A 24425-nucleotide genomic window follows, 5' to 3' on the forward strand; every position below is an offset into this window, starting at 1 on the left:
TTCCGCAAATGGCTTCGCGAGCACGGCGCGGCGCTGCACGCGGTGGGGCGCTAGGCGCAAACCAACCCCTCCACCACCCCTCGGGCGGTCCCCCTCCCCCGATGGGGGAGGATCAGGTGAAAGTCGCATCCGTTCTCATCCCGCTACCGGTGCCCGAGGCCTTCGACTATGAGGTGCCCGAGGGGCTGGAGGTCGCGCGTGGCGATCAGGTGGCCGTGCCGCTGGGGCCGAGGCTCATGCGTGGCGTGGTGTCCGAGGCGCGCGAGACGACCGGTTCGAACCGTCGCCTGAAGGCCATCGACCATGTGCTGGACGATCCGCGCCTGCCGGAGCGGACGGTGGACTTCGTCGAATGGGCCGCGCGCTGGACGCTCAGTGCGCCGGGGGAGATGGCGTCTGCCGCGCTGAAAGGCCTGCGCGCGCCGAGGCCCAAGCCCGAGCGCCGCGTGCGTCGCGTCGGTGATCGCCAGCCGTCTCGTCCGACCGCTGCGCGCACGGCGGTGCTGGAGGCGCTGGGCGAACGCTCCATGCCCGGCCCGGATCTCGCCCGCGCCGCCGGGGTGTCGTCGGGCGTGGTGAAAGGCCTGCTTGACGAGGGCGTGCTGGAAACGATCGAGATCGAGGCGATTGCCGCCTTCGACGCGCCCGATCCGGACCATGCCCCTGCGACGCTCAATGCGGACCAGGCTGCCGCCGCCGATGCGATAGGCGAGGCCGTATCGACCGGCGGGTTCAAACCCTTCCTGCTCGATGGCGTCACCGGGTCCGGCAAGACCGAGGCCTATCTGGAAGCCGCCGCCCGCGCGCTGAAGGCTGATCCATCGGCGCAGATCCTGATCCTGTTGCCCGAGATCGCCCTGACCCAGGCGGTGATCGAGCGCATCACCGCCCGCTTCGGCGTCGCCCCGGCCGAGTGGCACTCCGGCGTCGCCCCGCCGCGCAGACGGCAGGTCTGGGAGGCCGTGCAGGCCGGTCGGTGCAACATCGTGGTCGGCGCCCGTTCGGCCCTGTTCCTGCCCTATGCAAGCCTGCGCCTGATCATCGTTGACGAGGAGCACGACGGCTCGTTCAAGCAGGAGGAGGGGCTGGTCTATCACGGCCGGGACCTCGCCGTGGCTCGGGCGCGGATCGAGGAGGCGACGGTGGTCCTCGCCTCGGCGACGCCATCGCTGGAGACGCTGTGGAACGCCCATCAGGGCCGGTATGGCTGGCTGAAGCTGGGCGCGCGGCACGGCGCGGCGGTCCTGCCGCGGGTCGACCTGCTGGACCTCCGTCCCAATCCGCCCGACCCGCAGACCTGGCTGTCGCAGCCGTTGCGCGAGGCGATCGGCGAGACCCTGCTGAAGGGCGAGCAGGCCCTGCTGTTCCTGAACCGGCGGGGCTATGCGCCGGTGGTCCTCTGCCGTGCCTGCGGCCATCGCCTGACCGCTCCGGACACCGACAGCTGGCTGGTCGAGCATCGCTACACCGGCCGGCTGGTCTGCCATCTGACCGGCTTTTCCATGGCCAAGCCGCGCATCTGCCCTTCCTGCGGGGCCGAGGACAGTCTCGTGCCGGTCGGCCCCGGGGTGGAGCGGGTCGAGGAGGAGGTCCGCAATCTCTTCCCCGACGCGCGCACGGCCGTCTTCAGCTCCGATACCGTGACGGACGGCAAGTCGGCGCGTGCGCTGATCCAGTCTATGGCGGACGGCGAGATCGACATCCTCGTCGCGACCCAGGCCGCCGCCAAGGGCCACAATTTCCCGCGTCTGACGCTGGTGGGCGTGGTGGATGCCGACCTCGGCCTGCGCGGCGGCGACCTGCGGGCGGCCGAGCGGACCTTCCAGTTGTTGACCCAGGCGACCGGTCGGGCGGGTCGCGCCGACCGGCCGGGCCGGGCCCTGCTGCAGACCTGGACGCCGGAGCATCCGGTGCTTCAGGCGTTGGCGGCGGGCGATCGTGACGCCTTCGTCGAGGCGGAGATGGCCGAGCGCGAGGCCGCGTCCCTGCCGCCCTATGGCCGGCTGGCCGCCCTGATCCTCTCCAGCGAGAACGCCATGGCCGTCGAGAAGGTCGCGCGGGAACTGGCCGAGGCCATCCCGAACGCCGAGCGTCTGGAGGTCTACGGGCCTGCGGATGCGCCGCTGGCGCTGGTGCGTGGTCGGCGACGCAAACGCCTGCTGGTCCGTGCGGATCGGGATGTGGATCTGCAAGGCTTCCTGCGCGTCTGGCTCAGCCGCGTGAAGGTGCCGGCGTCGGTGCGTCTGAACGTCGACGTGGACCCCTACAGTTTCCTGTAGGGCGCTAACGCTCGCCGCGCGGCGGCTCGCTGCTTGAGCGCGATGGCTATTGCGGGCCGGTCAGCCGGATCTCGAACACCGACGGCCACTTCTTGCCGGTCACGAACAGCCGGCGGCCCTCCGGGTCCCAGGCGATGCCGTTCAGTACGTCGTCGGCCGGGTCCATGCCGGTGCGGTCCGGCATCAGGGTGCGCAGGTCGACCACGCTTTTGACCGCGCCGGTCGTCGGGTCGATGCGGACGATGAAGTCGGTCTGCCAGACGTTGGCCCAGACCTCGCCGTCGATCCATTCCAGCTCGTTCAGCTGGGTGAGGCTCTGGCCGTTGAAGGTGACGTGGACAGGCTCGGACTCTGCGAAGGTGTCCGGGTCGAGGAAGCGCAGACGGTCTGTGCCGTCCGACAGGATCAGGCGCGTCCCGTCCGTCGTCAGCCCCCAGCCTTCGCCCTCGTAGGCGAACTCGCCCGTGCGTTCGAGGGTCCCGGCGTTCCAGATGAAGCCCCGGCCGTTGCGCCAGGTCAGGCTGAAGACCTTGCCGTTCAGTTCGGTCAGGCCCTCGCCGAAATACTCGGTGTCCAACGTCTGGAGCCGCAGCACCTCGCCGTCCTCCAGCCGGACGCGCCGGACGGTGGACGGAAAGCGCCCCGTACTCTCGATCAGGCCGCCGTCGTGCCAGATGAGGCCCTGGGTGAAGGCTTCCCGGTCGTGGGGCCAGGCGCGGACCACCTCAAACCCGTGGAAGGGAATGGCGACCGGCGGCGGGGCCTCTGCGGTCGCGGGCGCCTGAGCGGGCGTGTGAGCGGGCGGGGCGGCGGTCTGGGCGACCGCCGCCATCGGCAGGAACAGCAGGGCTACTCCAACCGCCGCCGCGCGCATGGTCAGACGCCGGGCTCGGCCGTCTCGGCCTTGTTGAGCTGGGCCTGGTGAGCCTCTTCGGCGGCTCTCTTCTTCGCCGACGCGTTGCGGGACACCATGTTGAGACCCTCGACCATGGCCGAGAAGGCCATGGCGGCGTAGATATAGCCCTTGGGCACGTGGACGCCGAAGCCGTCGGCGATCAGCACCGCGCCGATCATCAGCAGGAAGCCCAGCGCCAGCATCACGACGGTCGGGTTCTTGTCGATGAACTCGGCCAGCGGGTCCGCGGCCAGCAGCATCACCAGAACGGCGAAGACGACGGCGATCATCATGACGACGACGTGGTCGGTCATGCCGACGGCGGTCAAGATCGAGTCGATCGAGAACACCAGGTCAAGAATGATGATCTGGAAGATGGCCGATCCGACGTTGTTGATCACGACGTCCTTCTTGTCCTTCTCCAGAAGGGCGTGGGACGGCGTCGTGTCCGTGGCGTGGTGGATCTCCTTGGTGGCCTTCCACAGCAGGAACAGGCCACCGGCGATCAGGATCAGGTCGCGCCAGCTGAAGGCGGTGTCGAAGTTGCGGGCGCAATGGTTGGCCGCTGTCTCGATACACGCGGGATCCAGCAGGGCGCCATGGAAGCCGAGGTTGAAGACCGGCGCGGTCAGGCCGACGATCCAGCCGATGGTGGCCAGAAGGCCCAGGCGCATGATCAGGGCCAGGCCGATACCGATACGACGGGTGCGCTGGCGATGTTCCGGCGGCAGCTTGTTCGACAGGATCGAGATGAAGATCAGGTTGTCGATGCCCAGAACCACCTCCATCACCACCAGGGTGATCAGAGCCGCCCAGGCGGTCGGGTCGTTCAGAAGAGGGGTGAAGTCGAACATCGGGGGGTGGCGCTCCTGTTGGGCTGGCCGTTGAATGCCTTGTGTACCTGCGCGGTTGCAGGTCCGGCAATCCGGCGCAATGCGGCGGCCTGTCTCGGTTGCGATGCGGGGGCAGGGGTGCTATCAGGCGCCCGGCTGAGCCGGAGGGCGCGTTACTGAACGCGTCCCCAAAGTGCTTTCTTCAAGCATTTCAAGCCTTTGGTCGGCGCGGAGACGCGGCCGGCCTCAACCCGAACGCTAACCCGCGCGGACCTTATAAGTGGCTGACGATTTCAGAACGACGGAAGTCGGTGAGCGCTATGCACAAGCGCTGTTCGACCTGGCAGACGAAAATGGCGCTCTGGACGCCGTGCGCGCGGACCTGAAGTCCCTGCGCGCCGCGTGGATCGAGAGTGCGGATCTGCGCCGTTTGGCGACCTCGCCGGTGCTGACGTCGGAAGATCAGACGAAGGGTCTGGTCGCCATCGCCGACAAGGCGAAGTTCAATGGCGTGACCCGCAACTTCCTCGGCCTGCTGGCCCAGAATGGCCGCGCCCGCGACCTGACGTCGACGATCGCCGCCTTCGAGGCGCTGTACGCGAAGAAGACGGGCCTGGTCGCCGCCGAGGTCGTGTCGGCCCAGGCGCTGACCGCCGTCCAGCTGGAGTCGATCCAGACCACCCTGCGCACGTCGCTGGGCAAGGATCCCGAACTGACGGCCCGGGTCGATCCGTCGATCCTGGGCGGCCTGAAGGTCAAGGTGGGCTCGAAGCTGTTCGACGCCTCGCTGAAGACCAAGCTCGACCAGATGAAGTTCGCGCTGAAGCGCGCCTAACCCGATACGGCGCCTCACCGCGCATCAAGAGACGAAGACAGAGAGATCCAAATGGACATCCGCGCCGCCGAAATCTCGGCCATCCTCAAGTCGCAGATCGCCAACTTCGGCGTTGAAGCCGACGTCTCGGACGTCGGCCAGGTGCTGTCGGTCGGCGACGGCATCGCCCGCATCCACGGTCTGGACAACGTCCAGGCCGGTGAAATGGTCGAGTTCCCGAAGGCCGGCGTGAAGGGCATGGCCCTGAACCTCGAGCGCGACAACGTCGGCGTCGTGATCTTCGGCTCCGACTCGGCCATCGCAGAAGGCGACGAAGTCCGCCGCCTCGGCGAGATCGTGGACGTGCCGGTCGGCAAGGGCCTGCTGGGCCGCGTCGTTAACCCGCTGGGCGAGCCGATCGACGGCAAGGGCCCGATCGTCTCGAACGAGCGCCGCCGCGTGGACGTGAAGGCTCCGGGCATCATCCCGCGCAAGTCGGTGCACGAGCCGATGCAGACCGGCCTGAAGGCCATCGACACCCTGATCCCGGTCGGCCGCGGCCAGCGCGAGCTGATCATCGGTGACCGTCAGGTCGGCAAGACCGCCGTCGCCATCGACACCATCCTGAACCAGAAGTCGGTCAACGCCACCGACGACGAGTCGGCCAAGCTGTACTGCATCTACGTGGCCATCGGTCAGAAGCGGTCGACCGTCGCCCAGATCGTGAAGACGCTCGAGGAATCGGGCGCTCTCGACTACACCATCGTTGTGGCCTGCACCGCCTCGGAACCGGCCCCGCTGCAGTTCTTGGCTCCGTTCGCCGGCACCGCCATGGGCGAGTTCTTCCGCGACAACGGCATGCACGCCCTGATCGTCTATGACGATCTGTCGAAGCAGGCCGTCGCCTACCGTCAGATGTCGCTGCTGCTGCGCCGTCCGCCGGGCCGCGAAGCCTATCCGGGCGACGTCTTCTACCTGCACTCGCGCCTGCTGGAGCGTTCGGCCAAGCTGAACGCCGACTACGGCTCGGGCTCGATGACCGCCCTGCCGCTGATCGAAACCCAGGCCAACGACGTGTCGGCCTACATCCCGACCAACGTGATCTCGATCACCGACGGCCAGATCTTCCTGGAATCGGACCTGTTCTACCAGGGCATCCGTCCGGCCGTGAACGTCGGCATCTCGGTGTCGCGCGTGGGTTCGTCGGCCCAGACCAAGGCGATGAAGAAGGTCGCCGGCACCATCAAGGGCGAGCTGGCCCAGTATCGTGAGATGGCCGCCTTCGCGAAGTTCGGTTCGGACCTCGACGCCTCGACCCAGAAGCTGCTGGCCCGCGGCGCCCGCCTGACCGAGCTGCTGAAGCAGCCGCAGTACGCGCCGCTGACCATGGAAGAGCAGGTCGTGTCGGTCTACGCCGGCACCCGCGGTTACCTGGACGGCGTCGCCGTGTCGGACATCGGTCGCTTCGAGAGCGAGCTGCTGGCCCGCATCAAGGCGTCGAACCCGGGCCTGCTGGAAGGCATCCGCACGAAGAAGGACCTGACCGCCGAGCTCGAGACCGAGCTGAAGTCGGTGCTGGAAGCCTTCACCAAGACCTTCGCCTGAGACCCTGACCGGATAGCGAGAGAGTAGCGCCGGATGGCCAGCCTCAAGGAAATGCGCAATCGGATCGACAGCGTGAAGTCCACGCAGAAGATCACGAAAGCCCTGAACATGGTCGCCGCGGCCAAGCTGAAGCGCGCCCAGGATCAGGCCGAAAGCGCCCGCCCCTACGCGAAGAAGATGGCCGCCGTCATCGCCAACCTGGCGGCCGGCGTGTCCGGCGACGGCGCCCCCAAGCTGCTGGCCGGCACCGGTTCGGACCAGAAGCACCTCGTGGTCGTCGCCACCGGCGACAAGGGTCTGGCGGGTGGTTTCAACACCAACGTCATCCGCGCTGCGCGTGAGCGCATCAACGGCCTGATCGCCGCCGGCAAGGACGTCCGGATCATCGCCGTGGGCCGCAAGGTCCGCGATGGCCTGACCCGCCTGTACGGCGACAGGCTGATCCGCACCTTCGAGCTGAGCGAGCACAAGGTCATCGGCATGGCCGCGGCCGAGCCGATCGCCGCCCTGATCGCGGAAGAGTTCGAGGAGGGCCGCGCCGACGTCGTGACCCTGTTCTACAGCCGCTTCCAGTCGGTCATCTCGCAGGTCCCGACCCCGCGTCAGCTGATCCCGGCGGTCATCGACGGCGACGCCGCCCCGATCGACCTGAACGGCGCCGTGTACGAGTACGAGCCGTCGGAGGAGGAGATCCTCGAGACGCTGCTGCCGCGCAACGTCACGACCCAGATCCTCGCCGCCCTGTACGAGAACCAGGCCAGCTTCTTCGGCGCCCAGATGGGCGCCATGGACAACGCCACCCGTAACGCGGGCGACCTGATCAACAGCCTCACGCTGCAATACAACCGCAAGCGCCAGGCCCAGATCACCACCGAACTGATCGAGATCATCGCCGGCGCTGAAGCGCTCTGATCCGATACCCGCACAGACAAGACCTTCCGAACGGAACGAACCGATGACCGACACCGCCGCCCCGAAGAAACCCGCCACCCGCAAGCCCGCTGCGCCGAAGACCACCGCCGCCAAGGCCGCTCCGAAGGCCGCCGTCGCCGGCGGCACGGGCCGCATCGCCCAGGTCATCGGCGCCGTCGTCGACGTTGAGTTCGAAGGCCAGCTGCCGGCCATCCTGAACGCCCTGGAGACGCAGAACGTCGACCAGAAGACGGGCGAGCCCTTCACCCTGGTTCTGGAAGTCGCCCAGCACCTCGGCGAGAGCATGGTCCGCACGATCGCCATGGACACCACCGAGGGCCTGACCCGTGGCCAGCCGGTGTCAGACACCGGTTCGTCGATCCTGGCGCCGGTCGGTCCGGGCACGCTGGGCCGCATCATGAACGTCGTCGGCCAGCCGATCGACGAGCAGGGCCCGATCAAGACGGACATGTTCCGCCCGATCCACCGCGAGGCTCCGTCGTTCGAAGAGCAATCGACCTCGTCGGAAATCCTGGTCACCGGCATCAAGGTCATCGACCTGATGTGCCCCTACACCAAGGGCGGCAAGACCGGCCTGTTCGGCGGCGCCGGCGTCGGCAAGACCGTGACCATGCAGGAACTGATCAACAACATCGCCAAGGCTTACGGCGGTTACTCGGTTCTGGCCGGCGTGGGTGAACGCACCCGCGAAGGCAACGACCTGTACCACGAGATGATCGAGTCCAACGTGAACGTGGACCCGACCAAGAACGACGGCTCGACCGAAGGCTCGAAATGCGCCCTCGTGTACGGCCAGATGAACGAGCCTCCCGGCGCCCGCGCCCGCGTCGCCCTGACCGGCCTGGCCCAGGCCGAGTACTTCCGCGACGAGGAAGGCAAGGACGTGCTGCTGTTCGTCGACAACATCTTCCGCTTCACCCAGGCTGGTTCGGAAATGTCGGCTCTGCTGGGCCGTATCCCGTCGGCCGTGGGCTATCAGCCGACGCTGGCCACCGAGATGGGCAACCTGCAGGAGCGCATCACCTCTACGAAGAAGGGCTCGATCACCTCGATCCAGGCCATCTACGTTCCGGCCGACGACCTGACCGACCCGGCCCCGGCCGCCTCGTTCGCCCACCTGGACGCCAAGACCGTTCTGTCGCGTGACATCGCCGCCCAGGCCATCTTCCCGGCCGTGGACCCGCTGGACTCGACCTCGCGGATCATGGACCCGCTGGTCATCGGCGAGGAGCACTACCGCACCGCCCGTTCGGTTCAGGAAGTGCTGCAGCAGTACAAGGCCCTGAAGGACATCATCGCCATCCTGGGCATGGACGAGCTGTCGGAAGAGGACAAGCTGATCGTGGCCCGCGCCCGCAAGATCCAGCGCTTCCTGTCGCAGCCGTTCTTCGTGGCCGAGCAGTTCACCAACTCGCCGGGCAAGTTCGTCGAGCTGGCCGACACGATCCGCTCGTTCAAGGGCATCGTGGCCGGTGAATACGACCACCTGCCGGAAGCGGCCTTCTACATGGTCGGCTCCATCGAGGAAGCCGTCGAGAAGGCCCAGAAGATGGCTTCGGAAGCCTGATAATGGCCGGCAAGCTCAGCTTCTCGCTGGTGTCGCCTGAACGCGAGGTCTTCTCGGGTCTCGTGGATCAGGTTGACGCGCCGGGCGTCGAAGGCGACTTCGGCGTTCTGCCCAACCATGCCCCGTTCATGACCGCCCTGCGCGAAGGCGTGGTCACCGTGATCGACGGCTCCAGCCGTCGCCTGTTCGAGGTGCACGGCGGCTTCGCCGACGTCACCCCGGCCGGCCTCACCATCCTGGCCGAGAAAGCCTCGGAACTGACCGCCGCCTGAGGCTGTCGCGATCCATTAGAAAAGCCCCGGTCAGCTCCGCTGGTCGGGGCTTTTTCCTGGGCGGCGCTCAGGCGGCGGACGGCGGCGGCCTGAAAGTGGCTAGTGGTTAGTGGTTGATGTGCCCACCACCAGTTCGAGGCGGGCGGAGGCAGTGAAGCGGCAACCACTAACCACTAGCCACTAACCACTTCGCGCGCTCCAGCCACCAACGTACTCGCTCCGCCTCTTGACCCCCGCCTCGGGCGCCCTAGATAGCCCGGGCAAGACGAGGCCACGTCCTCGCTCCGCTTCGGCGGACCAAGTCCGGGACGGCCCGGCCCTTTGCAAGGAGGGCCGCAACCCATGGCCTGGATTTCCCTACTCATCGCCGGCCTGTTCGAGATCGTCTGGGCCTATTTCATGAAGCAGTCGGAAGGCTTCACCCGGCTGTGGCCCAGCGTCGCGACGATCGGCTTCATGGCGATCAGCTTCGCCCTGCTGTCCTGGTCGATGAAGACCCTGCCGATGGGCACGGCCTATGTCATGTGGACCGGCATCGGCGCGGTCGGCGCCTTCCTCGTCGGCGTCGTCCTGCTGGGCGAGCAGGTCAACGCCATGCGCATCCTCGCCGCCGTTCTGGTGGTGTCGGGTCTGGTCCTGTTCCGCCTCGCGCCCGGCGGAAACGCTCACTGACGCGATGAACGGGCGACGGCACGACCGGAGCCTCTCGTAGAGCGTCCAGCATCGACCGTCCGGACGAATCCTGTCCGGGCGGTCATCGGACCGCGCCAGTGGGAGTCCGAGCATGCTGACGATCATCGCCATGATGGCCGCCTTGACGGCAGTGACACCGCCGCAGACCTCGCCGGATCGCGCCGCCTTCGAGAGCCTGAAGGCCATGCGCGGCGACTGGCGTGAGGTTGGCCGTCCCCGCCCCTTCACGTTGAACTACCGCACGATGTCGAGTGACAAGGTCGTGGTTGAGACCTGGACCGGATCGAATGGGCAGCAGAGCATCACGGTCTTCCTGATGGAGGGTGAGAGGCTGATCGCGACCCGCTACTCCTCTCTGGGCGAGCATCCGACGATGTCCCTGACATCCGCCGCAGACGGCGAACTGGGATTCACCTTCAGGTCAGCGGTCAACATGCCGACCGGAGACGGTCCCTACATCCGCGCCATGTCGATACGACGGGACGGCAACAGGATGACCCGAACCGACACCTTCCGCGCCTATGGCGCCGACGAGACCAGTCGCTGGCAGCTGGCCCGTATCCGCTAGATCAGCAGGGCGGCGAACGTCGACACGACCTGCTCATAGGTCTCGCGCTTGAACGGCACGATGAGGTCCGGCGCTTCGTCCAGCCGACCCCAGCGCCAGGCGTCGAACTCGATCTCCTCGTGCTGTTCGAGGTCGATCTCGGCTTCCTCGCCGGTGAAGCGGAAGGCGAACCAGCGCTGCTTCTGTCCCTTCCACCCGCGCGCCTGTTTCGACCCGCCGTAGTCAGCCGGGAAGTCATAGGCGACCCACTGCTGAATCTCGCCGATCAGCTCGGCCGAGGTGACGCCCGTCTCCTCGGCCAGCTCGCGACGGGCGGCGGCTTCGTAGTCCTCGCCCTCGTCGACCCCGCCCTGCGGGAACTGCCAGTTATACGGCGCCGGCGTGCCCGCGCGCCGCCCGTACCAGACGCGCCCATCCGCATGGAACAGCACGACGCCGACGTTGGGGCGGTAGTTCGAGAGGTCTCTCATGGGGACTAGGTTCTAGGGGCTTGGGATCAGGGAAGAAAGACGCTGAGGTCCGGCTCGGCAACCTAGCCCTTGGCCCCTGGCCCTTGGAACCTAACTCCTATCGTCCCGGTCTTTGCGTGATCGCCGACGCCGGGGCCAGCTGAATCCCGCGGGCGTCCAGACCGGCGGTCCAGCGGGCGACGGCCTCGACCGTCACAGGGTAGCTGAAGCCCGTGCCGAACGACTGGCCGCGGGCTTTCGCCAAGGCTTCCAGCGCGTTCAGCTGACCGACGATGGCGGCGGCCGACTGCTCCTCGTCGATGATGCGGTTGGCGCTGGCGCGGGACCACGCGCCCGGCTTGCGGCTCATGGAGCCGTCGTCGAGAAAGGCGATGCCCTTGGACCGCAGGGTAGCCATGAAGGACGACATGCCGGCTTCGGAACCGGCGAAGCGGTCGCCCAGATAGTTGGTCACGCCGAAATAGCCGGTGGCGCGGCTCAGCAGCCAGTTCATGCGCGCCTGGATCTCGGCGGGCTCGGACGAGGCCAGCAGGGTGTAGGGGCCGGGGTCGGTCGACGGATAGCCGGTCGGCTCCATCGGGATCTCGATCATCACCTCATGGCCCTGCGCCCGGGCGAGATCGATCCAGCCCTGCAGGCCTTCGGCGTAAGGGACGAAACTCAGCGTCACCTCGGCCGGCAGGCGTTCGATGGCGGCGCGGGTCGTGGCGGCATTCAGGCCCAGTCCGCCGACGACCAGGGCGATACGCGGGCGACCGTCGGAGACGAAGGGGCGGGCATAGGCCTGGGCCGGCACGCGGCCGTCCGGCGCGATGCGGGGCAGGGGGCCGTCAGGGCCCGCCTGGTGGAGGCCGGCGATGGGCGCGACGGTCAGCGGACGGGCGGCGACGCGCGGCGCGGTCACGGCCGCGCCCTCGCCCGAGACGACGGCGCCGTCCGGCAGCGTCAGGATGGCCTCGCCGTTCAGCGCCGGATCACCGTCCGTCGACAGGTCGGCATAGAGGCCGCCGGCGCCCATGGTGAAGGCTTCTAGGCCCGTCGGGATCGGGGCGGCCGCATGGGTCTCGGCATTGCGCTTCAGGGCCACCCGGGCCGATGGAGCGCCCGCGCGCGGATCACCCAGAACGGTCACGAACAGGGCGGCGGCGCCGATCAGCAGCACCCCGGCCAGAGACACGGCCACAGGCGGCTTGCGCACGAAGCGACCCACGACCGAAAGGCGGTCGCGCAGGGTCGCCTTCTCCGGAGGAGCTCCGGCGGTGGCGGCGAGAACGGACTGGCGCTTTGCGAACATGGATCAGGGCGGCTCGTTGAAGTCCGTGGCCACGGACTCCCTCGCGCTCACACTGACGGGCGTCGGTTAAGAAAGCCTAACGCGCCGTTATCCATGTCGGCGTCATTCGCCGCCTTCGGGCTCCGCGGCGTTGGCGGCCACCACGATGGCGTTCGGATCAGTGACAACGATGCCTTCCGGCGCGGCAGCCAGACGGGTCAGGACCCCGCCGGCGCGCAGCACGTCCAGCGCCCGCTCCAGCTGATAGTCCTTGTCCTTGTCGTAGTCCTCGCCCGGCGCCTCGTGCGGGGTGTGCGGACCCTTGCGCTCGGCGCCGATCGAGGCGTCCAGCGCCGTGGCGTAGGCGGCTTCGGAATAGATGAAGCTGGACCGCGACACGATCCGCGCCTCGGCGGCCGAACGGGCGACCTCCAGATCCGGCTCGATGCCGACCTTCTGGATCGAGGCGCCCGACGGCGTGTAGTAGCGCGCCGTCGTGATCGACAGGGCGCCGTCCGCGCCGTTGCGCAGCGGGATCACGGTCTGGACCGAGCCCTTGCCGAAGCTGGTGAGGCCCACGATCGTCGCGCGCTGGTGATCCTTCAGGGCGCCGGCCACGATCTCCGATGCCGATGCCGAGCCGTAGTTGATCAGCACCACGACCGGCAGGCCGCCGGTCAGGTCGCCGCGCGTGGCGGAGTATCGCTGGATCTGATCCGGCTTGCGGCCGCGCTGGCTGACGATCTCGCCGCGTTCCAGGAAAGCGTCCGACACCGCGATGGCCGCATCCAGCAGGCCGCCGCCGTTGTTCCGCAGGTCGAGGACATAGCCCTTGATCGCCGGGTTCTCGCGCTTCAGGCGCTCGATGGTCTCGTTCAGCTCCCGGCCGGTGTTCTCGTTGAAGGCCGAGACGCGCAGATAGGCGAACTCGCCCTCGATGCGGCCGGTGACGGACTCGATGCGGATGACCTCGCGGGTCAGGGTGACCTCGCGCGGCTCCTCGCCGTCGCGCAGGAAGGTCACCTTGACCGAGGTGCCGACAGCGCCTCGCAGCTTCTCCGACACCTGGCTGACGGTCAGGCCCGAGGCGTTCTGTCCGTCGATGGAGGAGATGACGTCGCCGGCCTGGACGTTGTTCCGGGCGGCCGGGCCGCCATCCATTGGCGAGATGACCTTCACCAGCCCGCCGTCCGACGAGATGGTCAGGCCGACGCCCGAGTAGTGCCCTTCGGTCCGCTCGCGCAGTTGGCTGTAGCCTTCGGGCGCGAGATAGTCCGAGTGCGGGTCCAGCGCCCCCATCATCCCCTGCAGGGCCGCCTCGATCAGCTTCTTGTCGTCGACCGGCACCACATAGGCCTGCTCGACGATGCCCAGCACGTCGCCGAACAGACCGATCATGCGGAAGGCTTCGTTCCGCGGGGTCTGCCCGGCGGCGGTGGCCGCTCCCAGACCGATCACGGTGGCGGCGGCGGCGCCGATCATCAGCAACTTGCGCATTCGTCTTCTTTCGGCGGGTCAGGAACGTGACCCATGGCGTCAGTGTCGATCCACCCGCGTCCAAATCGTGGCCGAGCGGCGATCCGCGGATAAAATCAGCGTCATCAAGGCTTGGGAAGCGATTTCACCCGAGTTTGCGATCAGTTGAGCCACGGCGCCGGATCGACCGGCCGTTCTTCGCGACGCAGTTCGAAATAAACCTCGCCATCCTGCGCCGATCGACCCAGCGCCTGTCCGTCCGAGACGCGCGCGCCTTCCTCGACGGAGACGTCGTCCAGCCCGGCGATCACCGCGCGCCAACCCGGTCCCAGATCGAGGATCACGACCTCGCCCCAGCCCGACAGCGGCCCGACATGGACCACGCGCCCGGCCGCCGGAGCCACCGCCTCGACCGCATCCGCGCGCCAGCGCCAGCCCGAGGATCGCCCGCCGAACCGGGCCGAGGGCGCCCCCGAAACCGGCGGGGTGAGGCTGTTGCGTCCGGCCGGCAGGCGGGCCGCGGTCGTCTCGACCTCGGCGTCCGCAGCAGGCACGGCGGCGCCGAGGCTGCGCAGTCGGGCCTCCAGCGTCCGCGCCGCCCGTTCGGCCGCCCGCGCTTCGGCGACCAGCACCGACTGCAGCGCCGCCTTGCGGGCGGAAAGGTTCTCCATCTCGGCCCGACGATCGCCCCGGGCGCTTTCCGTCGTGAAGAGCTGCTCGCTGTTCAGGGCCGCCAGCCGCCGGATGCGCACGATCTCCGCCTGCCGGTCCGACAGCGCTTTCGCCCGCGCCTGCAGTTCCGGCGCGATGGCCCGCAGAAGGATGCTGGCCCGGACTGTGTCCACCGCCTTGTCCGCGGGCACCAGCAAAGGTGGCGGCGGCTTGCGCGACATCATCTGCAGGGCCGATAGCAGCCGCGACTGCTTGCCCTGATTGCGGGACATCTCGGCGACCAGCGCCGCTTCGCGCTGACCCAGATCGCGCAGACGGGCCCGCTGGCCGGAGATCAGGGCGTCGTCCTGTCCGACCGCGGTGCGCAGGGACGCCAGCTGGCGATCCAGATCGGCGATCTCGTGCGCGGCCTGATCGGCCTCGGCCCTCAGACGGCGCGCGCGGGCGCTCTCGTCGCGGTACTCGGCCTGCAGGCGCGCGACATCCCGCTCCTGCGGCGCCGCGGCAGCGACGGGAAGGGCGAGGGCGGACAGGACAAGGATCAGAGCGACGGGACGCATCAGTTCCGATGATAGGGCGATCCGGCCAGAATGGTCACGGCCCGATACAGCTGCTCGGCCAGCATCGCGCGCGCCAGCGCATGCGGCCAGGTCTGCGGCCCGAAAGCGAGCGTCGAGGACGCCGCCGCCCGCACGCTTTCGTCCAGCCCATCCGCGCCGCCGATGGCGAAGACCAGCTTGCGCTCGCCCCGATCCCTTAGCATGGCGATATGGTCGGCGAAGGCGCGGCTCGCCCAGGTCTTGCCCCGCTCGTCGCACGCGATCAGATGCGCGCCCTCGGCGGCCTTCAGGATCAGCTCGGCCTCGGGCGCCTTGCCCGGCTTGCGCGGTTCCAGATCGATGAGTTCGAGCGGACCAAGCCCGAGCGCCCGCCCGGCCAGGGTCGCGCGCTCGGCATAGTCGGCGGCCAGCGTCGCCTCGGGTCCTCGCCCCGGCTTGCCGATGGCGATGACGCCCAGCTTCATCCGGCGATCAGCGGATCAGGCGCGGCTGTCGGTGCGGTGACCGCTCTCGACCGACCAGATCTTCTCGATGTTGTAGAAGGTCCGGACTTCCGGGCGGAACAGGTGGACGATCACGTCGCCCGCATCCAGCAGAACCCAGTCGCAGTGCGGCAGGCCCGAGACCTTCACGCGCCCCAGACCCTTTTCCTTCATCAGACGCTGCAGATGGTCGGCGAGGGCGCCGACGTGACGGTGCGAGCGGCCCGAGGCCACGATCATGGCGTCGGACATGGGGCTCTTGCCGCGCAGGTCGATCAGGACGATGTCCTGCGCCTTGTCGTCGTCGAGCTTGGCCAGAATGGCGTTTTCGAGATCGGTGGAGCCGACGGGGAGGGGAGCCTGCGGACCGTCTTCCGATCGGAGCGGTTCGAACTCATCCATCTCGTGGGCGGTGTTCGAAACGGCGTCGTCTTGCGCGTCGTACGCGGTAGAGGGGGTCAGCGGAGGGCTCCAGAGAGGCTACTAAAGCGGCAGCCTAGCACAAACGGCCCTTGCCGTCACGCGCCGCCCTTGCGGGCCGCCTGTCGCAGGGCGGTCGACGAGCGATGGTTCAGCGGCGCCGTCAGATAGGTCCAGGCCGGCGCCTCCAGATCGGGGAGCAGTTTCGCCTTGTCGGCCGCCACGCGCGCCCCGGCGAACCGGGCGGCGGCAGGCGCGGTCCGACTGTCCAGCAGCGAACCCGGACGGGCGATCACGGCCATCGGCATCAGGCGCATGATGTCGGTCCAGCCTCTCCAGCGATGGAAGCTCGCCAGGTTGTCCGACCCCATCAGCCAGACGAACCGCACGCCCGGATGACGGGCCACCAGCGCCCTCAGGGTGTCGACGGTCCATTGGGTGCCCATCCGCGTCTCGACGTCCGAGATGATCATCGCCGGACCCGAGGCCGCCAGCCGCGCCGCATGCTCGGCCGAGGCCATCCGGTCGGCCAGCGGCGCGCTCTCGCGGGTGTCCTTCAGCGGGTTCTGCGGAGAGACGAGCCAGACTACCCGGTCCAGCCCGAGCCGCCGCATCGCCGTCTCGGCGACATGAGCGTGGCCGTCGTGCGCGGGATTGAAGGAGCCGCCGAACAGGCCGACCGCCATGCCCGGCGCCAGATCCAGCCCATCGCGCATGGCGCCCCTGCGGGGGCCGAATGCTCTCGGCGCGGGACCGGCATGGAAGAAGGACAAGGCGGGCTCGCGCGACTTTTGCTCAGTCGTGCCCTAACACGACGTCGTTACGGTGTCGCCTGTCTTTGATCCGGGTTCTGCTTGAACGTGTCGCCGACCTCGGCGGCGTCAGGACCGTCCGGACCCGCTTTTTTCTGCGACGCCTCGCCGGTGCGTTTCACATCGGCATCGGACGTCGTGGCGTCGGGCTTGCCGCCAGGAATGGCGCCGTTGTCCTTACGGCCTTCGCTCTGGTTGCGGTCTGTCATCGGAAGCTCCTTTGACGGACCAAGCCTTCGCGACCGCTGACCGTTCCGTCAGCCGGGACAGTGCGCATGCATGCGGGCCTGATATTCTGCGAGGGTGCCGTAGATTTCCGCCTCGGCCCTCAGGGCGTCGACCCGCTCCGGGTCCTCCAGCGCGTTTGGCTCCCACCGGCCGGGCGACTTGCACTCGCCTTGGGTGCCGTACCGCTGGGGCCGGTTTTCGGCGACGGCGATGCGGTCGAACAGATAGCCGTAGTTGTTGGGAGACACCTCGCCCTGCTCGACCAGCGGCTCCATCAGCGCCAGCACATGCCGCTGGAAATCGCGGTCGTTGTCCGCGTGCTGGGCCATCAGCCAGGCCGAGCTCGAGGCCCGCTCGCCCGTCGCGCTGCGGGTGAACCAGCCGTTGGCCGCGACGTCGGCCTTCAGCCATTCGGTGTTGTCCTTGTCGGTGATGCAGGTCGAGCGCCCCAGACGGTTCATCAGGCGCGCGTTGGCGGCCGGGCTGACCTCGCCCCAGACCTGCGCCCCGCCGGTGAAGGCGTAGCGGTGAAGCTGGTCGCCGGCCGTTCTGTATTCCAACTCCCTCGCCCGGGGATTGGTCTCGGCGGCGGCGCGGGCGTAGCGGTCCGAGGCCCATTTGAACGGCTCTTCGGTCGCGACCTGCCCGTTCTGCATGCCCTCGACGAACAGCAGCCACTTGCCCCACGCCTCGGAGGCTGCGGCGCGGTCATCGTCGAACGCCACCTGATCCGCGGCTTCCGCGGCGGCGGCGAGGTTCTCCTGAAACACGGCTTCGGCTTCCGTCAGGCAGCGACGCGGGCCGCCTTCCGCCATGGTGCGCCGAAACACCGCCCCCGACAGCGCGGTGAGATCGGCGCCGGACGCTTTCAGCGCCATATAGTCGAAACTGGACGCCGCCCCGACATCTTCGGTCAGGGGGATCAGCTCCGGTGGCAACTGCGCGCCGGCCGGAATGGACTGGAAGCCTGCGGTCAGCATGGCGACTGCGGCGATCATGCCGATGCGGAACATTGAGGCTCTCCCGTTACGCGGGAATAACAGTTCCGCTTCGCGTCGAAATCAAGGCTGCCAGCCACCCGGCGTTTCCACGCCGTCGTCGTCATCCGACTGCTCGAACGGCGACAGCTCGCCGCGCGTCTTGCGGACCTCGTTCCAGGCCGCGCGCAGCAGTTCGGTCACGCCTTCCCCCGACACGCCCGACACCAGCATGGGCCGGCGACCGGCCGCCTCGGCCAGGGCCGCGGCCTTCTCCTCGCGCTCCTCGGGCGACAGGGCGTCGATCTTGTTCAGCGCCAGGATCTCGGTCTTGTCCGACAGCCCCTCGCCATAGGCGTCCAGCTCACCGCGGATGATGCGGTAAGCCTCCACCACATCCTCCTGCGTGCCGTCGATCAGGTGGATCAGCGACGCCGACCGCTCGACGTGGCCGAGGAAACGGGTGCCCAGACCCGCGCCTTCGGAGGCACCTTCGATCAGGCCGGGAATGTCGGCGATGACGAAGCGTTCGGACGGGCTCAGGTCCACCATGCCGAGGTTGGGCGTCAGGGTCGTGAAGGGATAGTCGGCGATCTTGGGCTTCGCCGCCGAGGCCGCCGAGAGGAAGGTCGACTTGCCCGCGTTCGGCAGGCCCGCCAGACCTATGTCGGCGATCAGCTTCAGGCGCAGCCAGATCCAGCGCTCCTGACCTTCCTGGCCGGGGTTGGCATAGGTCGGCGCCTGGTTCTGCGGGCCCTTGAACCGGGTATTGCCCCAGCCGCCGTTGCCGCCGCGCAGCAGCAGTTCGGTCATGCCGGCCCGGTCCATGTCCAGCAGGACGGTTTCCTTGTCCTCGTCCAGCACCTGGGTCCCGACCGGGACCTTCAGGATGATGTCCTCGCCCTTGCCGCCGTGCATCTGGCGGCCTTGGCCGTGGTGGCCGGTCTGGGCCTTGAAATGCTGCTGGTAGCGATAGTCGATCAGGGTGTTCAGGCCGTCCATGGCCGTGATCCAGACGTCGCCGCCCTTGCCACCGTCGCCACCGTCCGGCCCGCCGTTCGGGATGAATTTCTCGCGTCGGAACGACACGGAGCCGCCGCCGCCGTTGCCGCTGCGGATATAGATCTTGGCCTGATCGAGGAACTTCATCGCGGGCTTATGCCGCAAGAGCGCGGCGATTTACAGGCGTTGCAGCGCGATCGAACGGCGGTCTTGCCGGAATCCGCGGCTCAGCTCACCCTCTCCGATTGTGAAGATCGACGCTTCCAGCCTGATGAACCTTCTGACGCCGCTCAAGGTGTCGGATCAGGCGCGCGAGGATCGGCTCGCGGCGCAGGCCGAGGCCAAGGTCCGCGATGCCCGCGCGGCGATGGAGGCCCTGCAACAGCGACGCACCAAGGCCTCGGACGAGCGCAAGGCGGCGGCGAAGCAGAAGATCGAGCAGCTGAAGGCCCGACTGCAGATGCTGCAGTCGATGGCGTCCTCCGATCCCAAGGGAACCGCGCGGCTCGCCGCCCAGCTGGCGCGCGAGCTCAAGGCGGCGGTGAAGGAGTATTCGGGCGGCGGCGTCGGGGGCTTTGGCTCGATCGGCGGCGGTGCGGATACCGCCGTGCAGGCGCCGACCCCGGAAGCGGCGCCCGCAGCGGATGCGGCCGCGCCGACCGACGCCGCGGTGCCGGCAGCGACTCCCGCGCCAACCGTCGCGACGACCGCCTCCGGAGCGGACGCTGAGGGCGATGCCTCGGAAGAGGGCAAGGATGGCGAAGGGGACGGCAAATCCGCCAACCCCTACCAGCAGGCGATCGACCAGCAGCAGGCGCGCGCCGCCGAGTTCAACCGCCGCACCGCTGAGGCCCAGGCCGATCAGGAATTCATCGGCGAGGCGCGCAAGCTGGCCGCCCAGATCAAGGCGCTGGTTCGCAACGCCACCGATCGGGCGCAGGGCGAGGAGGGCGCTCTATCGCCCCAGGAGGCGCGCGAGCTCAAGGCCGCCGTCTCGGATATGGACCGACAAATAGAAACCGCCCAGGGCGACCTGGGCGGCTCCATCTCGATCCTCGTCTAGATCAGGCCGGGCTTCAGCCCTTGGCCCAGACGCCGAACGGGTCGGACCACGGCAGGCCCATGGCTTCCGCCACCGCCGGATAGGTGATCTCGCCCTTCAGCACGTTCAGGCCGCGCGCGAGGTGCGGGTTCTTCTTCAGCGCTTCCAGACCGTGGTCGGCCAAGGCCAGACCGAAGGGCAGGGTGGCGTTGTTCAGGGCTTCCGACGACGTGCGCGGCGCGGCGCCCGGCATGTTGGCGACGCAGTAGTGGACCACGTTCTCGACGACGTAGGTCGGGTCCTCGTGGGTCGTGGCGTGGCTGGTCTCGAAGCAGCCGCCCTGGTCGATGGCGACGTCGACCAGAACCGAGCCCGGCTTCATCGACTTCAGCTGTTCCTTGCTGATCAGGGTCGGGGCCTCGGCGCCCGGGACCAGAACGGCGCCGATGACGACGTCCGCCTTGACGATCTCCTCCTCGATCGCGCCGATCGAGGAATAGCGGGTGATGACGCGGCCGTTGGTGACTTCATCGATATAGGCCATGCGCGGGATCGAACGCTCCAGCACCACGACCTCGGCGCCCAGGCCCATGGCCATCCGCGCCGCGTTCAGGCCGACGACGCCGCCGCCCAGCACCAGCACACGGGCCGGGGCCACGCCCGGCACGCCGCAGAAGAGCAGGCCCATGCCGCCGTTGTGCTTCAGCAGGGTCTCGGCCGCCGAGAAGACGGCGATCCGGCCGGCCACTTCCGACATCGGCGCCAGCAGCGGCAGGCCGCCCTGGGCGTTCGTCACGGTCTCATAGGCGACGGCCGCGCATTTCGAGGCGATCAGGCCCCTGGTCTGCTCGGGGTCCGGGGCCAGGTGCAGGTAGGTGAACAGGATCTGGTCCTCGCGGAGCATTTCCCACTCGACCTTCTGGGGTTCCTTCACCTTCACGATCATGTCGTTGCCGGCGAAGATCTCGGCGGCGGTGTCGACGATCTTCGCGCCCGCCTTGATGTAGTCGGCGTCGGTGAAGCCGGCGCCCAGACCGGCGCCCTTCTCGATCGAGACGGCGTGGCCGTGGGCCACATACTCGCGCACGGCGGTCGGCGTCAGGCCGATGCGGTGCTCGTTCTTCTTGATTTCCTTGGGGACGCCGACGCGCATGGGAGTTTCCTCTGCCAGAACGATGGACGGGCGCACTCTGCGGCGGCTCCGTTTCGCGCGCAATCTAGCGATGGACCGAACGCAGGTTCCTGTTCTTTTCTCCAACTGAACGCCATACAGTCGCAGAATCTGCGAACGAGGCCGCACTTGAAGACGATTTCCGCCGTCACCCTTGACGACACCGACCGCAAGATGATCCGCGCGCTGCAGGGCGACGGGCGCATGACTAACGCCGATCTGGCCAAGGCGGTGAACCTGTCCGAAAGCGCCTGCCTGCGTCGCCTGCGCGCGCTTGAGGCCGAGGGCGTCATCAGCCGTTACGCCGCCATCATCAACGAACGCGCCGTCGGCCTGCCCATCAGCGTCTTCGTCACCGTCACCCTGTCATCCCAGGCCGAGAGCGCCCTGACCGCCTTCGAGACGGCCATCGCCACCGTGCCCGAGGTGGTCGAATGCTATCTGATGACCGGCGGTTCGGACTATCTGCTGCGTCTGGTGGTCCGCGACGTCGACGACCTCGAGCGGGTCCACTCGCGCGAACTCACCCGCATCCCCGGCGTCACCCGCGTCTCGTCCAGCGTCGCCATGCGCACGGTGGTGAAACGCGGCGCGTTGCCGGTCTAGACGCAACTATTGGCTGTATGAAATAAACGCATCATGGGTTTCTCGGAACGCCCCGCAGTCTGGACTGACCACGAGCCGACGCTCGACGAGGAACTGCGCGCGCTCGACGAAGAGGACATCTTCGACATGGCCAATCTGGTGGAGGCGCAGACCGGCATTCCGGGCATCGTCACCATCACGACAGTCATGGGAAAGCACGGGCCGCGCGTGAAGTATTTCCTCAAGCCCGGCCGGCATCAGCCGAGCTTTTCGGTCGCTATCGCCTCACAGCCGCGTGTCGTCGCCAACAGTCTGGATGAGCGGGACCTCAACTGCATGGCTGCTCCGGTGATCGAGTGGGTCGCGCTCAATCACGAGGCGCTCGCGTCCTTCTGGTGGGACGGCGCGGACTGGCCATCGCCAGACGTCCAGTCCTTCATCGCCGGCCTACGCAAGGTCTGATCAGACGTAGAAGCCCTCGCGCAGGTTGATGCCGTGCTCGGCCCAGATCTTGAGCGCCGCCAGCATCTGCGACCAGCCCTGACAGTTGCCGAACGCGGCCTTGAGACCCGTCGGCGTCTCGCGCCAGCCGCCTTCCTCGATGGTCACCAGCGTGCGTCCGTCATCGAGGGCGTCGAAGGTGAAAACGACGGTCGTCATGTAGGCGGCGCGCACGACCGGGTCGCCTTCGTCAGGCGGGCCTTCGTTGGCTTCCCACTGCAGCACGATCCGGCGGTTCTTCTCGACCTCGACGATCTCGACCGGAAAGGTGCCGGGGAAGTCGGCGAACTCCCACTGAACCGTCTTGCCGGTTTCCATCCGACCGACGGCGCCGCCGGTGGTGAAATAGGCGGACAGCTTCGCCGGATCGGCGACGGCCTCGAAGACTTCCTCGACCGGGCGGGCAACGCGGCCGGACACCTTGAACTTCAGATCCATGGGGCAAGCTCCTTGTTCCCGAGGCATAATGTTATATTCTTATAACATGTCAACCGAGGCGAATCAGGACCGGGTTTTCAAGGCCTTGTCGGCGGGCGTCCGCCGCGCCCTGCTGGACGCCCTGAAGGATAAGCCGCAGACGACCGGCGTCCTGTGCGAGCGCTTCGCCCCGCTGGACCGGTGCACGGTGATGCAGCATCTCAAGGTGCTGGAGGGCGCGGATCTGATCATCGTCCAGCGCAAGGGACGGGAGCGATGGAACCACCTCAATCCCCTGCCCATAAAGCAGATCAACGACCGCTGGATCGGCCCGCACGCCGCGCGGGCCGTCGAGGTTCTGGACCGGCTGAAGACCGACCTGGAAGGCTGACTATTTCAGAGCCAGCGTCAGGGCCTTGATGTCCACATACTCGTTGATGCCGTGGGTCGAGCCCTCCTTGCCGTAGCCGGAGGACTTCACCCCGCCGAACGGAGCGACCGCCGTCGACATCAGGCCGGTGTTGATCCCGCACATGCCCGCCTCGATCCGCCGGCCGATGCGGAAGGCGCGGTCCAGGTCCCGGGTGAACAGATAGGAGGCCAGGCCGAACTCGCTGTCGTTCGCCTTCTCCAGCACCTCGGCCTCGGTCTTGAACGGGAAGACCGGGATCAGCGGGCCGAAGGTCTCCTCGTCACGGAACAGTTTGTCGTCCCCGCCCAAGGTCACCGTGGGCTGGAAGAAGCGTCCGCCGAGTTGATGCCGCTTGCCGCCGGTCAGCACCTTGCCGCCCGAGGCCTGCACCTTCGTCAGATGCTCCTCGACCTTGGCGATGGCCTTGTCTTCGATCAGCGGCCCGACCTTCACCCCGGCCTCGAAGGCGGCGCCGACCGGGATCTTCGCCACCTCGGCGGCCAGCTTCTGCGCATAGGTCTCGGCGACCGAGGCCTCGACATAGACCCGGTTGGGGCAGACGCAGGTCTGGCCCGAGTTGCGGAACTTGCCCTTGATGGTCTCGGCCACGGCCAGGTCCAGATCGGCGTCGGCGAAGACGATCAGGGGCGCGGCGCCGCCCAGCTCCATCGACACCCGTTTCAGCGTCGGCGCGCACTGCTCGGCCAGCTTGCGGCCCACGGGCGTCGAGCCGGTGAAGCTGAGCTTGCGGATCTCCGGCGAGGCGGTCAGCACGCCGCCGATGGTCGCCGCATCGCCGGTAATTACGCTCAGCGCGCCCTTGGGCAGGCCCGCCTGATACGCCAGTTCGGCCAGGGCGATGGCGGTGAAGGGCGTCTGGCTGGCTGGCTTGACCACTGCAGTGCAGCCCGCCGCGAACGCAGGGCCCAATTTGCGTGTCAGCATCGCCGCCGGGAAGTTCCAGGGGGTGATGAGGGCGCAGGGGCCGACGGCCTCCCGGAAGGTCACGATCACATGGCCCAGCGGGCTGTCCTGCGTCTCGCCCAGCAACCGCTCGGCCTCGCCGGCGAACCATTTGATGAAGCCGTTGGCGTAGGCGACCTCGCCCCTGGCCTCATCGAAAGGCTTGCCGTTCTCCAGCGCCATCAGGGCGCCGAGGCCCTCGGTGTTCTCGTCGATCAGCCGCGCCCACTCGCGCAGGAAGGCGGCCCGCTTGTGTGGGTCCGACCGCGACCAGTCGGGGAAGGCGTCGACCGCCGCGCGGATCGCCTGCTCGGTCTCGGCGACGCCGAAGTCCGGCACATGGCCGATGATCTCGCCGGTCGCCGGATCGTCCACCGCGATCCGCTTCGCCCCCGTGACGGCCTCCCCCGCGATCAGGGCGTGTTCACGCAGCAGCTTCAGGCCGGCGTCGCGGGCGGAGTTCGTCATGGTCCAAGGTCCTGTTCGGGGAGGAACGGGTAACG

At 68.0% G+C, this 24425-nt stretch carries 27 protein-coding genes; 12 read left to right on the forward strand and 15 right to left on the reverse strand.

The genetic code is table 11. From position 1 onward, the window contains the following. Positions 1-101: 101 nt before the first annotated feature. The gene (locus tag ABDZ95_RS04445; RefSeq protein WP_343790986.1) at positions 102-2279 is read left to right on the forward strand and encodes a primosomal protein N'; all 2178 of its coding nucleotides are present in this window, start codon (positions 102-104) and stop codon (positions 2277-2279) included. A 46-nt stretch (positions 2280-2325) separates the two neighbouring features. Here ABDZ95_RS04445 and ABDZ95_RS04450 read toward each other — a convergent pair whose 3' ends face one another. Further along, positions 2326-3153, reverse strand: a complete 828-nt coding sequence (locus ABDZ95_RS04450) for a glutaminyl-peptide cyclotransferase (RefSeq protein ID WP_343790989.1) — start codon at positions 3151-3153, stop codon at positions 2326-2328. A gap of 2 nt (positions 3154-3155) precedes the next feature. Beyond that, complete coding sequence (locus ABDZ95_RS04455) at positions 3156-4028, reverse strand: TerC family protein (RefSeq protein WP_343790992.1); 873 nt, start codon at positions 4026-4028, stop codon at positions 3156-3158. 259 nt (positions 4029-4287) lie between these two features. Between ABDZ95_RS04455 and ABDZ95_RS04460 the strand changes: the two genes are divergently transcribed. The 7 genes from ABDZ95_RS04460 to ABDZ95_RS04490 all read left to right on the forward strand — a co-directional run bounded on the left by ABDZ95_RS04460 (position 4288) and on the right by ABDZ95_RS04490 (position 10459). Beyond that, positions 4288-4842 carry a F0F1 ATP synthase subunit delta gene (locus ABDZ95_RS04460; protein ID WP_343790995.1) on the forward strand — a complete coding sequence of 185 codons (555 nt, stop codon included), beginning with the start codon at positions 4288-4290 and terminating at the stop codon, positions 4840-4842. A 51-nt stretch (positions 4843-4893) separates the two neighbouring features. After that, positions 4894-6426 (forward strand): F0F1 ATP synthase subunit alpha, encoded by a 1533-nt coding sequence (gene atpA / locus ABDZ95_RS04465; protein WP_343790998.1) that lies wholly within the window; start codon positions 4894-4896, stop codon positions 6424-6426. Positions 6427-6459: 33 nt separating this feature from the next. Beyond that, the gene (locus ABDZ95_RS04470; RefSeq protein ID WP_343791001.1) at positions 6460-7338 is read left to right on the forward strand and encodes a F0F1 ATP synthase subunit gamma; all 879 of its coding nucleotides are present in this window, start codon (positions 6460-6462) and stop codon (positions 7336-7338) included. A 43-nt stretch (positions 7339-7381) separates the two neighbouring features. Next, a complete protein-coding gene (gene atpD, locus ABDZ95_RS04475; RefSeq protein WP_343791004.1) occupies positions 7382-8926 on the forward strand; it encodes a F0F1 ATP synthase subunit beta in 1545 nt (514 codons plus the stop codon). 2 nt (positions 8927-8928) lie between these two features. Next, entirely contained in the window at positions 8929-9198 is a 270-nt protein-coding gene (locus ABDZ95_RS04480) for an ATP synthase F1 subunit epsilon (RefSeq protein WP_343791007.1), read from the forward strand. A 342-nt stretch (positions 9199-9540) separates the two neighbouring features. Beyond that, positions 9541-9870, forward strand: coding sequence for a DMT family transporter (locus tag ABDZ95_RS04485; protein ID WP_343791010.1), 330 nt, complete (start codon positions 9541-9543; stop codon positions 9868-9870). A gap of 112 nt (positions 9871-9982) precedes the next feature. Further along, complete coding sequence (locus ABDZ95_RS04490; protein ID WP_343791013.1) at positions 9983-10459, forward strand: hypothetical protein; 477 nt, start codon at positions 9983-9985, stop codon at positions 10457-10459. On the opposite strand, the gene ABDZ95_RS04495 is transcribed toward ABDZ95_RS04490, so the two are convergent. The 10 genes from ABDZ95_RS04495 to obgE form a co-directional block, all read right to left on the reverse strand. Next, positions 10456-10929, reverse strand: coding sequence for an RNA pyrophosphohydrolase (locus ABDZ95_RS04495; protein ID WP_343791016.1), 474 nt, complete (start codon positions 10927-10929; stop codon positions 10456-10458). The genes ABDZ95_RS04490 and ABDZ95_RS04495 overlap by 4 nt on opposite strands. Positions 10930-11026: 97 nt before the next feature. Further along, the gene (locus ABDZ95_RS04500; RefSeq protein ID WP_343791019.1) at positions 11027-12223 is read right to left on the reverse strand and encodes a divergent polysaccharide deacetylase family protein; all 1197 of its coding nucleotides are present in this window, start codon (positions 12221-12223) and stop codon (positions 11027-11029) included. A 102-nt stretch (positions 12224-12325) separates the two neighbouring features. Further along, positions 12326-13699, reverse strand: coding sequence for a S41 family peptidase (locus ABDZ95_RS04505; RefSeq protein WP_343791022.1), 1374 nt, complete (start codon positions 13697-13699; stop codon positions 12326-12328). Between the two features lie 140 nt (positions 13700-13839). Then, on the reverse strand, positions 13840-14910 hold the full coding sequence (locus ABDZ95_RS04510) for a murein hydrolase activator EnvC family protein (protein WP_343791024.1): 1071 nt from the start codon (positions 14908-14910) through the stop codon (positions 13840-13842). After that, positions 14910-15374: a 23S rRNA (pseudouridine(1915)-N(3))-methyltransferase RlmH gene (rlmH, locus tag ABDZ95_RS04515; protein WP_343791026.1), complete on the reverse strand. Its 465-nt coding sequence runs from the start codon at positions 15372-15374 to the stop codon at positions 14910-14912. The genes ABDZ95_RS04510 and rlmH overlap by 1 nt, the downstream gene beginning before the upstream one ends. A 15-nt stretch (positions 15375-15389) precedes the next feature. After that, entirely contained in the window at positions 15390-15794 is a 405-nt protein-coding gene (rsfS, locus tag ABDZ95_RS04520; RefSeq protein WP_343791028.1) for a ribosome silencing factor, read from the reverse strand. Positions 15795-15910: 116 nt separating this feature from the next. Next, positions 15911-16528 (reverse strand): nicotinate-nucleotide adenylyltransferase, encoded by a 618-nt coding sequence (locus ABDZ95_RS04525; protein ID WP_343791030.1) that lies wholly within the window; start codon positions 16526-16528, stop codon positions 15911-15913. Between the two features lie 104 nt (positions 16529-16632). Then, positions 16633-16833, reverse strand: coding sequence for a hypothetical protein (locus ABDZ95_RS04530; protein ID WP_343791032.1), 201 nt, complete (start codon positions 16831-16833; stop codon positions 16633-16635). Positions 16834-16881: 48 nt separating this feature from the next. Further along, positions 16882-17865 carry a DUF6624 domain-containing protein gene (locus ABDZ95_RS04535; RefSeq protein ID WP_343791034.1) on the reverse strand — a complete coding sequence of 328 codons (984 nt, stop codon included), beginning with the start codon at positions 17863-17865 and terminating at the stop codon, positions 16882-16884. Positions 17866-17913: 48 nt separating this feature from the next. Then, positions 17914-18978 carry a GTPase ObgE gene (obgE, locus tag ABDZ95_RS04540; protein ID WP_343791036.1) on the reverse strand — a complete coding sequence of 355 codons (1065 nt, stop codon included), beginning with the start codon at positions 18976-18978 and terminating at the stop codon, positions 17914-17916. A gap of 100 nt (positions 18979-19078) precedes the next feature. On the opposite strand from obgE, the gene ABDZ95_RS04545 reads away from it, so the two are divergent. After that, positions 19079-19894, forward strand: a complete 816-nt coding sequence (locus ABDZ95_RS04545) for a coiled-coil domain-containing protein (RefSeq protein ID WP_343791038.1) — start codon at positions 19079-19081, stop codon at positions 19892-19894. Positions 19895-19907: 13 nt separating this feature from the next. Here the strand turns inward: ABDZ95_RS04545 and ald are convergent, their stop codons facing one another. Continuing rightward, positions 19908-21026: an alanine dehydrogenase gene (gene ald / locus ABDZ95_RS04550; protein ID WP_343791040.1), complete on the reverse strand. Its 1119-nt coding sequence runs from the start codon at positions 21024-21026 to the stop codon at positions 19908-19910. Between the two features lie 156 nt (positions 21027-21182). On the opposite strand from ald, the gene ABDZ95_RS04555 reads away from it, so the two are divergent. Continuing rightward, positions 21183-21650, forward strand: coding sequence for an Lrp/AsnC family transcriptional regulator (locus ABDZ95_RS04555; protein ID WP_343791244.1), 468 nt, complete (start codon positions 21183-21185; stop codon positions 21648-21650). Positions 21651-21683: 33 nt separating this feature from the next. After that, positions 21684-22091, forward strand: a complete 408-nt coding sequence (locus ABDZ95_RS04560; protein WP_343791042.1) for a hypothetical protein — start codon at positions 21684-21686, stop codon at positions 22089-22091. On the opposite strand, the gene ABDZ95_RS04565 is transcribed toward ABDZ95_RS04560, so the two are convergent. Then, a complete protein-coding gene (locus ABDZ95_RS04565) occupies positions 22092-22568 on the reverse strand; it encodes an SRPBCC family protein (RefSeq protein ID WP_343791044.1) in 477 nt (158 codons plus the stop codon). An 85-nt stretch (positions 22569-22653) separates the two neighbouring features. Here ABDZ95_RS04565 and ABDZ95_RS04570 point away from each other — a divergent pair, with 85 nt between their 5' ends. Further along, positions 22654-22938 (forward strand): ArsR/SmtB family transcription factor, encoded by a 285-nt coding sequence (locus ABDZ95_RS04570; protein WP_343791047.1) that lies wholly within the window; start codon positions 22654-22656, stop codon positions 22936-22938. Here ABDZ95_RS04570 and ABDZ95_RS04575 read toward each other — a convergent pair whose 3' ends face one another. Further along, positions 22939-24390, reverse strand: coding sequence for an NAD-dependent succinate-semialdehyde dehydrogenase (locus ABDZ95_RS04575; protein ID WP_343791050.1), 1452 nt, complete (start codon positions 24388-24390; stop codon positions 22939-22941). Positions 24391-24425: the final 35 nt, after the last annotated feature.

This window comes from Brevundimonas kwangchunensis (assembly GCF_039523815.1).
In the GTDB taxonomy this organism is placed as follows: domain Bacteria; phylum Pseudomonadota; class Alphaproteobacteria; order Caulobacterales; family Caulobacteraceae; genus Brevundimonas; species Brevundimonas kwangchunensis.

Excerpts from the sequence above, each read along its gene's own strand:
- ABDZ95_RS04445 (WP_343790986.1), top strand. The coding sequence starts at position 102 with ATGGGGGAGGATCAGGTGAAAGTCGCATCCGTTCTCATCCCGCTACCG.
- ABDZ95_RS04450 (WP_343790989.1), bottom strand. The coding sequence starts at position 3,153 with ATGCGCGCGGCGGCGGTTGGAGTAGCCCTGCTGTTCCTGCCGATGGCG.
- ABDZ95_RS04455 (WP_343790992.1), bottom strand. The coding sequence starts at position 4,028 with ATGTTCGACTTCACCCCTCTTCTGAACGACCCGACCGCCTGGGCGGCT.
- atpA (WP_343790998.1), top strand. The coding sequence starts at position 4,894 with ATGGACATCCGCGCCGCCGAAATCTCGGCCATCCTCAAGTCGCAGATC.
- ABDZ95_RS04470 (WP_343791001.1), top strand. The coding sequence starts at position 6,460 with ATGGCCAGCCTCAAGGAAATGCGCAATCGGATCGACAGCGTGAAGTCC.
- atpD (WP_343791004.1), top strand. The coding sequence starts at position 7,382 with ATGACCGACACCGCCGCCCCGAAGAAACCCGCCACCCGCAAGCCCGCT.
- ABDZ95_RS04480 (WP_343791007.1), top strand. The coding sequence starts at position 8,929 with ATGGCCGGCAAGCTCAGCTTCTCGCTGGTGTCGCCTGAACGCGAGGTC.
- ABDZ95_RS04485 (WP_343791010.1), top strand. The coding sequence starts at position 9,541 with ATGGCCTGGATTTCCCTACTCATCGCCGGCCTGTTCGAGATCGTCTGG.
- ABDZ95_RS04490 (WP_343791013.1), top strand. The coding sequence starts at position 9,983 with ATGCTGACGATCATCGCCATGATGGCCGCCTTGACGGCAGTGACACCG.
- ABDZ95_RS04495 (WP_343791016.1), bottom strand. The coding sequence starts at position 10,929 with ATGAGAGACCTCTCGAACTACCGCCCCAACGTCGGCGTCGTGCTGTTC.
- ABDZ95_RS04500 (WP_343791019.1), bottom strand. The coding sequence starts at position 12,223 with ATGTTCGCAAAGCGCCAGTCCGTTCTCGCCGCCACCGCCGGAGCTCCT.
- ABDZ95_RS04505 (WP_343791022.1), bottom strand. The coding sequence starts at position 13,699 with ATGCGCAAGTTGCTGATGATCGGCGCCGCCGCCGCCACCGTGATCGGT.
- ABDZ95_RS04510 (WP_343791024.1), bottom strand. The coding sequence starts at position 14,910 with ATGCGTCCCGTCGCTCTGATCCTTGTCCTGTCCGCCCTCGCCCTTCCC.
- rlmH (WP_343791026.1), bottom strand. The coding sequence starts at position 15,374 with ATGAAGCTGGGCGTCATCGCCATCGGCAAGCCGGGGCGAGGACCCGAG.
- rsfS (WP_343791028.1), bottom strand. The coding sequence starts at position 15,794 with ATGGATGAGTTCGAACCGCTCCGATCGGAAGACGGTCCGCAGGCTCCC.
- ABDZ95_RS04525 (WP_343791030.1), bottom strand. The coding sequence starts at position 16,528 with ATGCGCGATGGGCTGGATCTGGCGCCGGGCATGGCGGTCGGCCTGTTC.
- ABDZ95_RS04530 (WP_343791032.1), bottom strand. The coding sequence starts at position 16,833 with ATGACAGACCGCAACCAGAGCGAAGGCCGTAAGGACAACGGCGCCATT.
- ABDZ95_RS04535 (WP_343791034.1), bottom strand. The coding sequence starts at position 17,865 with ATGTTCCGCATCGGCATGATCGCCGCAGTCGCCATGCTGACCGCAGGC.
- obgE (WP_343791036.1), bottom strand. The coding sequence starts at position 18,978 with ATGAAGTTCCTCGATCAGGCCAAGATCTATATCCGCAGCGGCAACGGC.
- ald (WP_343791040.1), bottom strand. The coding sequence starts at position 21,026 with ATGCGCGTCGGCGTCCCCAAGGAAATCAAGAAGAACGAGCACCGCATC.
- ABDZ95_RS04560 (WP_343791042.1), top strand. The coding sequence starts at position 21,684 with ATGGGTTTCTCGGAACGCCCCGCAGTCTGGACTGACCACGAGCCGACG.
- ABDZ95_RS04565 (WP_343791044.1), bottom strand. The coding sequence starts at position 22,568 with ATGGATCTGAAGTTCAAGGTGTCCGGCCGCGTTGCCCGCCCGGTCGAG.
- ABDZ95_RS04575 (WP_343791050.1), bottom strand. The coding sequence starts at position 24,390 with ATGACGAACTCCGCCCGCGACGCCGGCCTGAAGCTGCTGCGTGAACAC.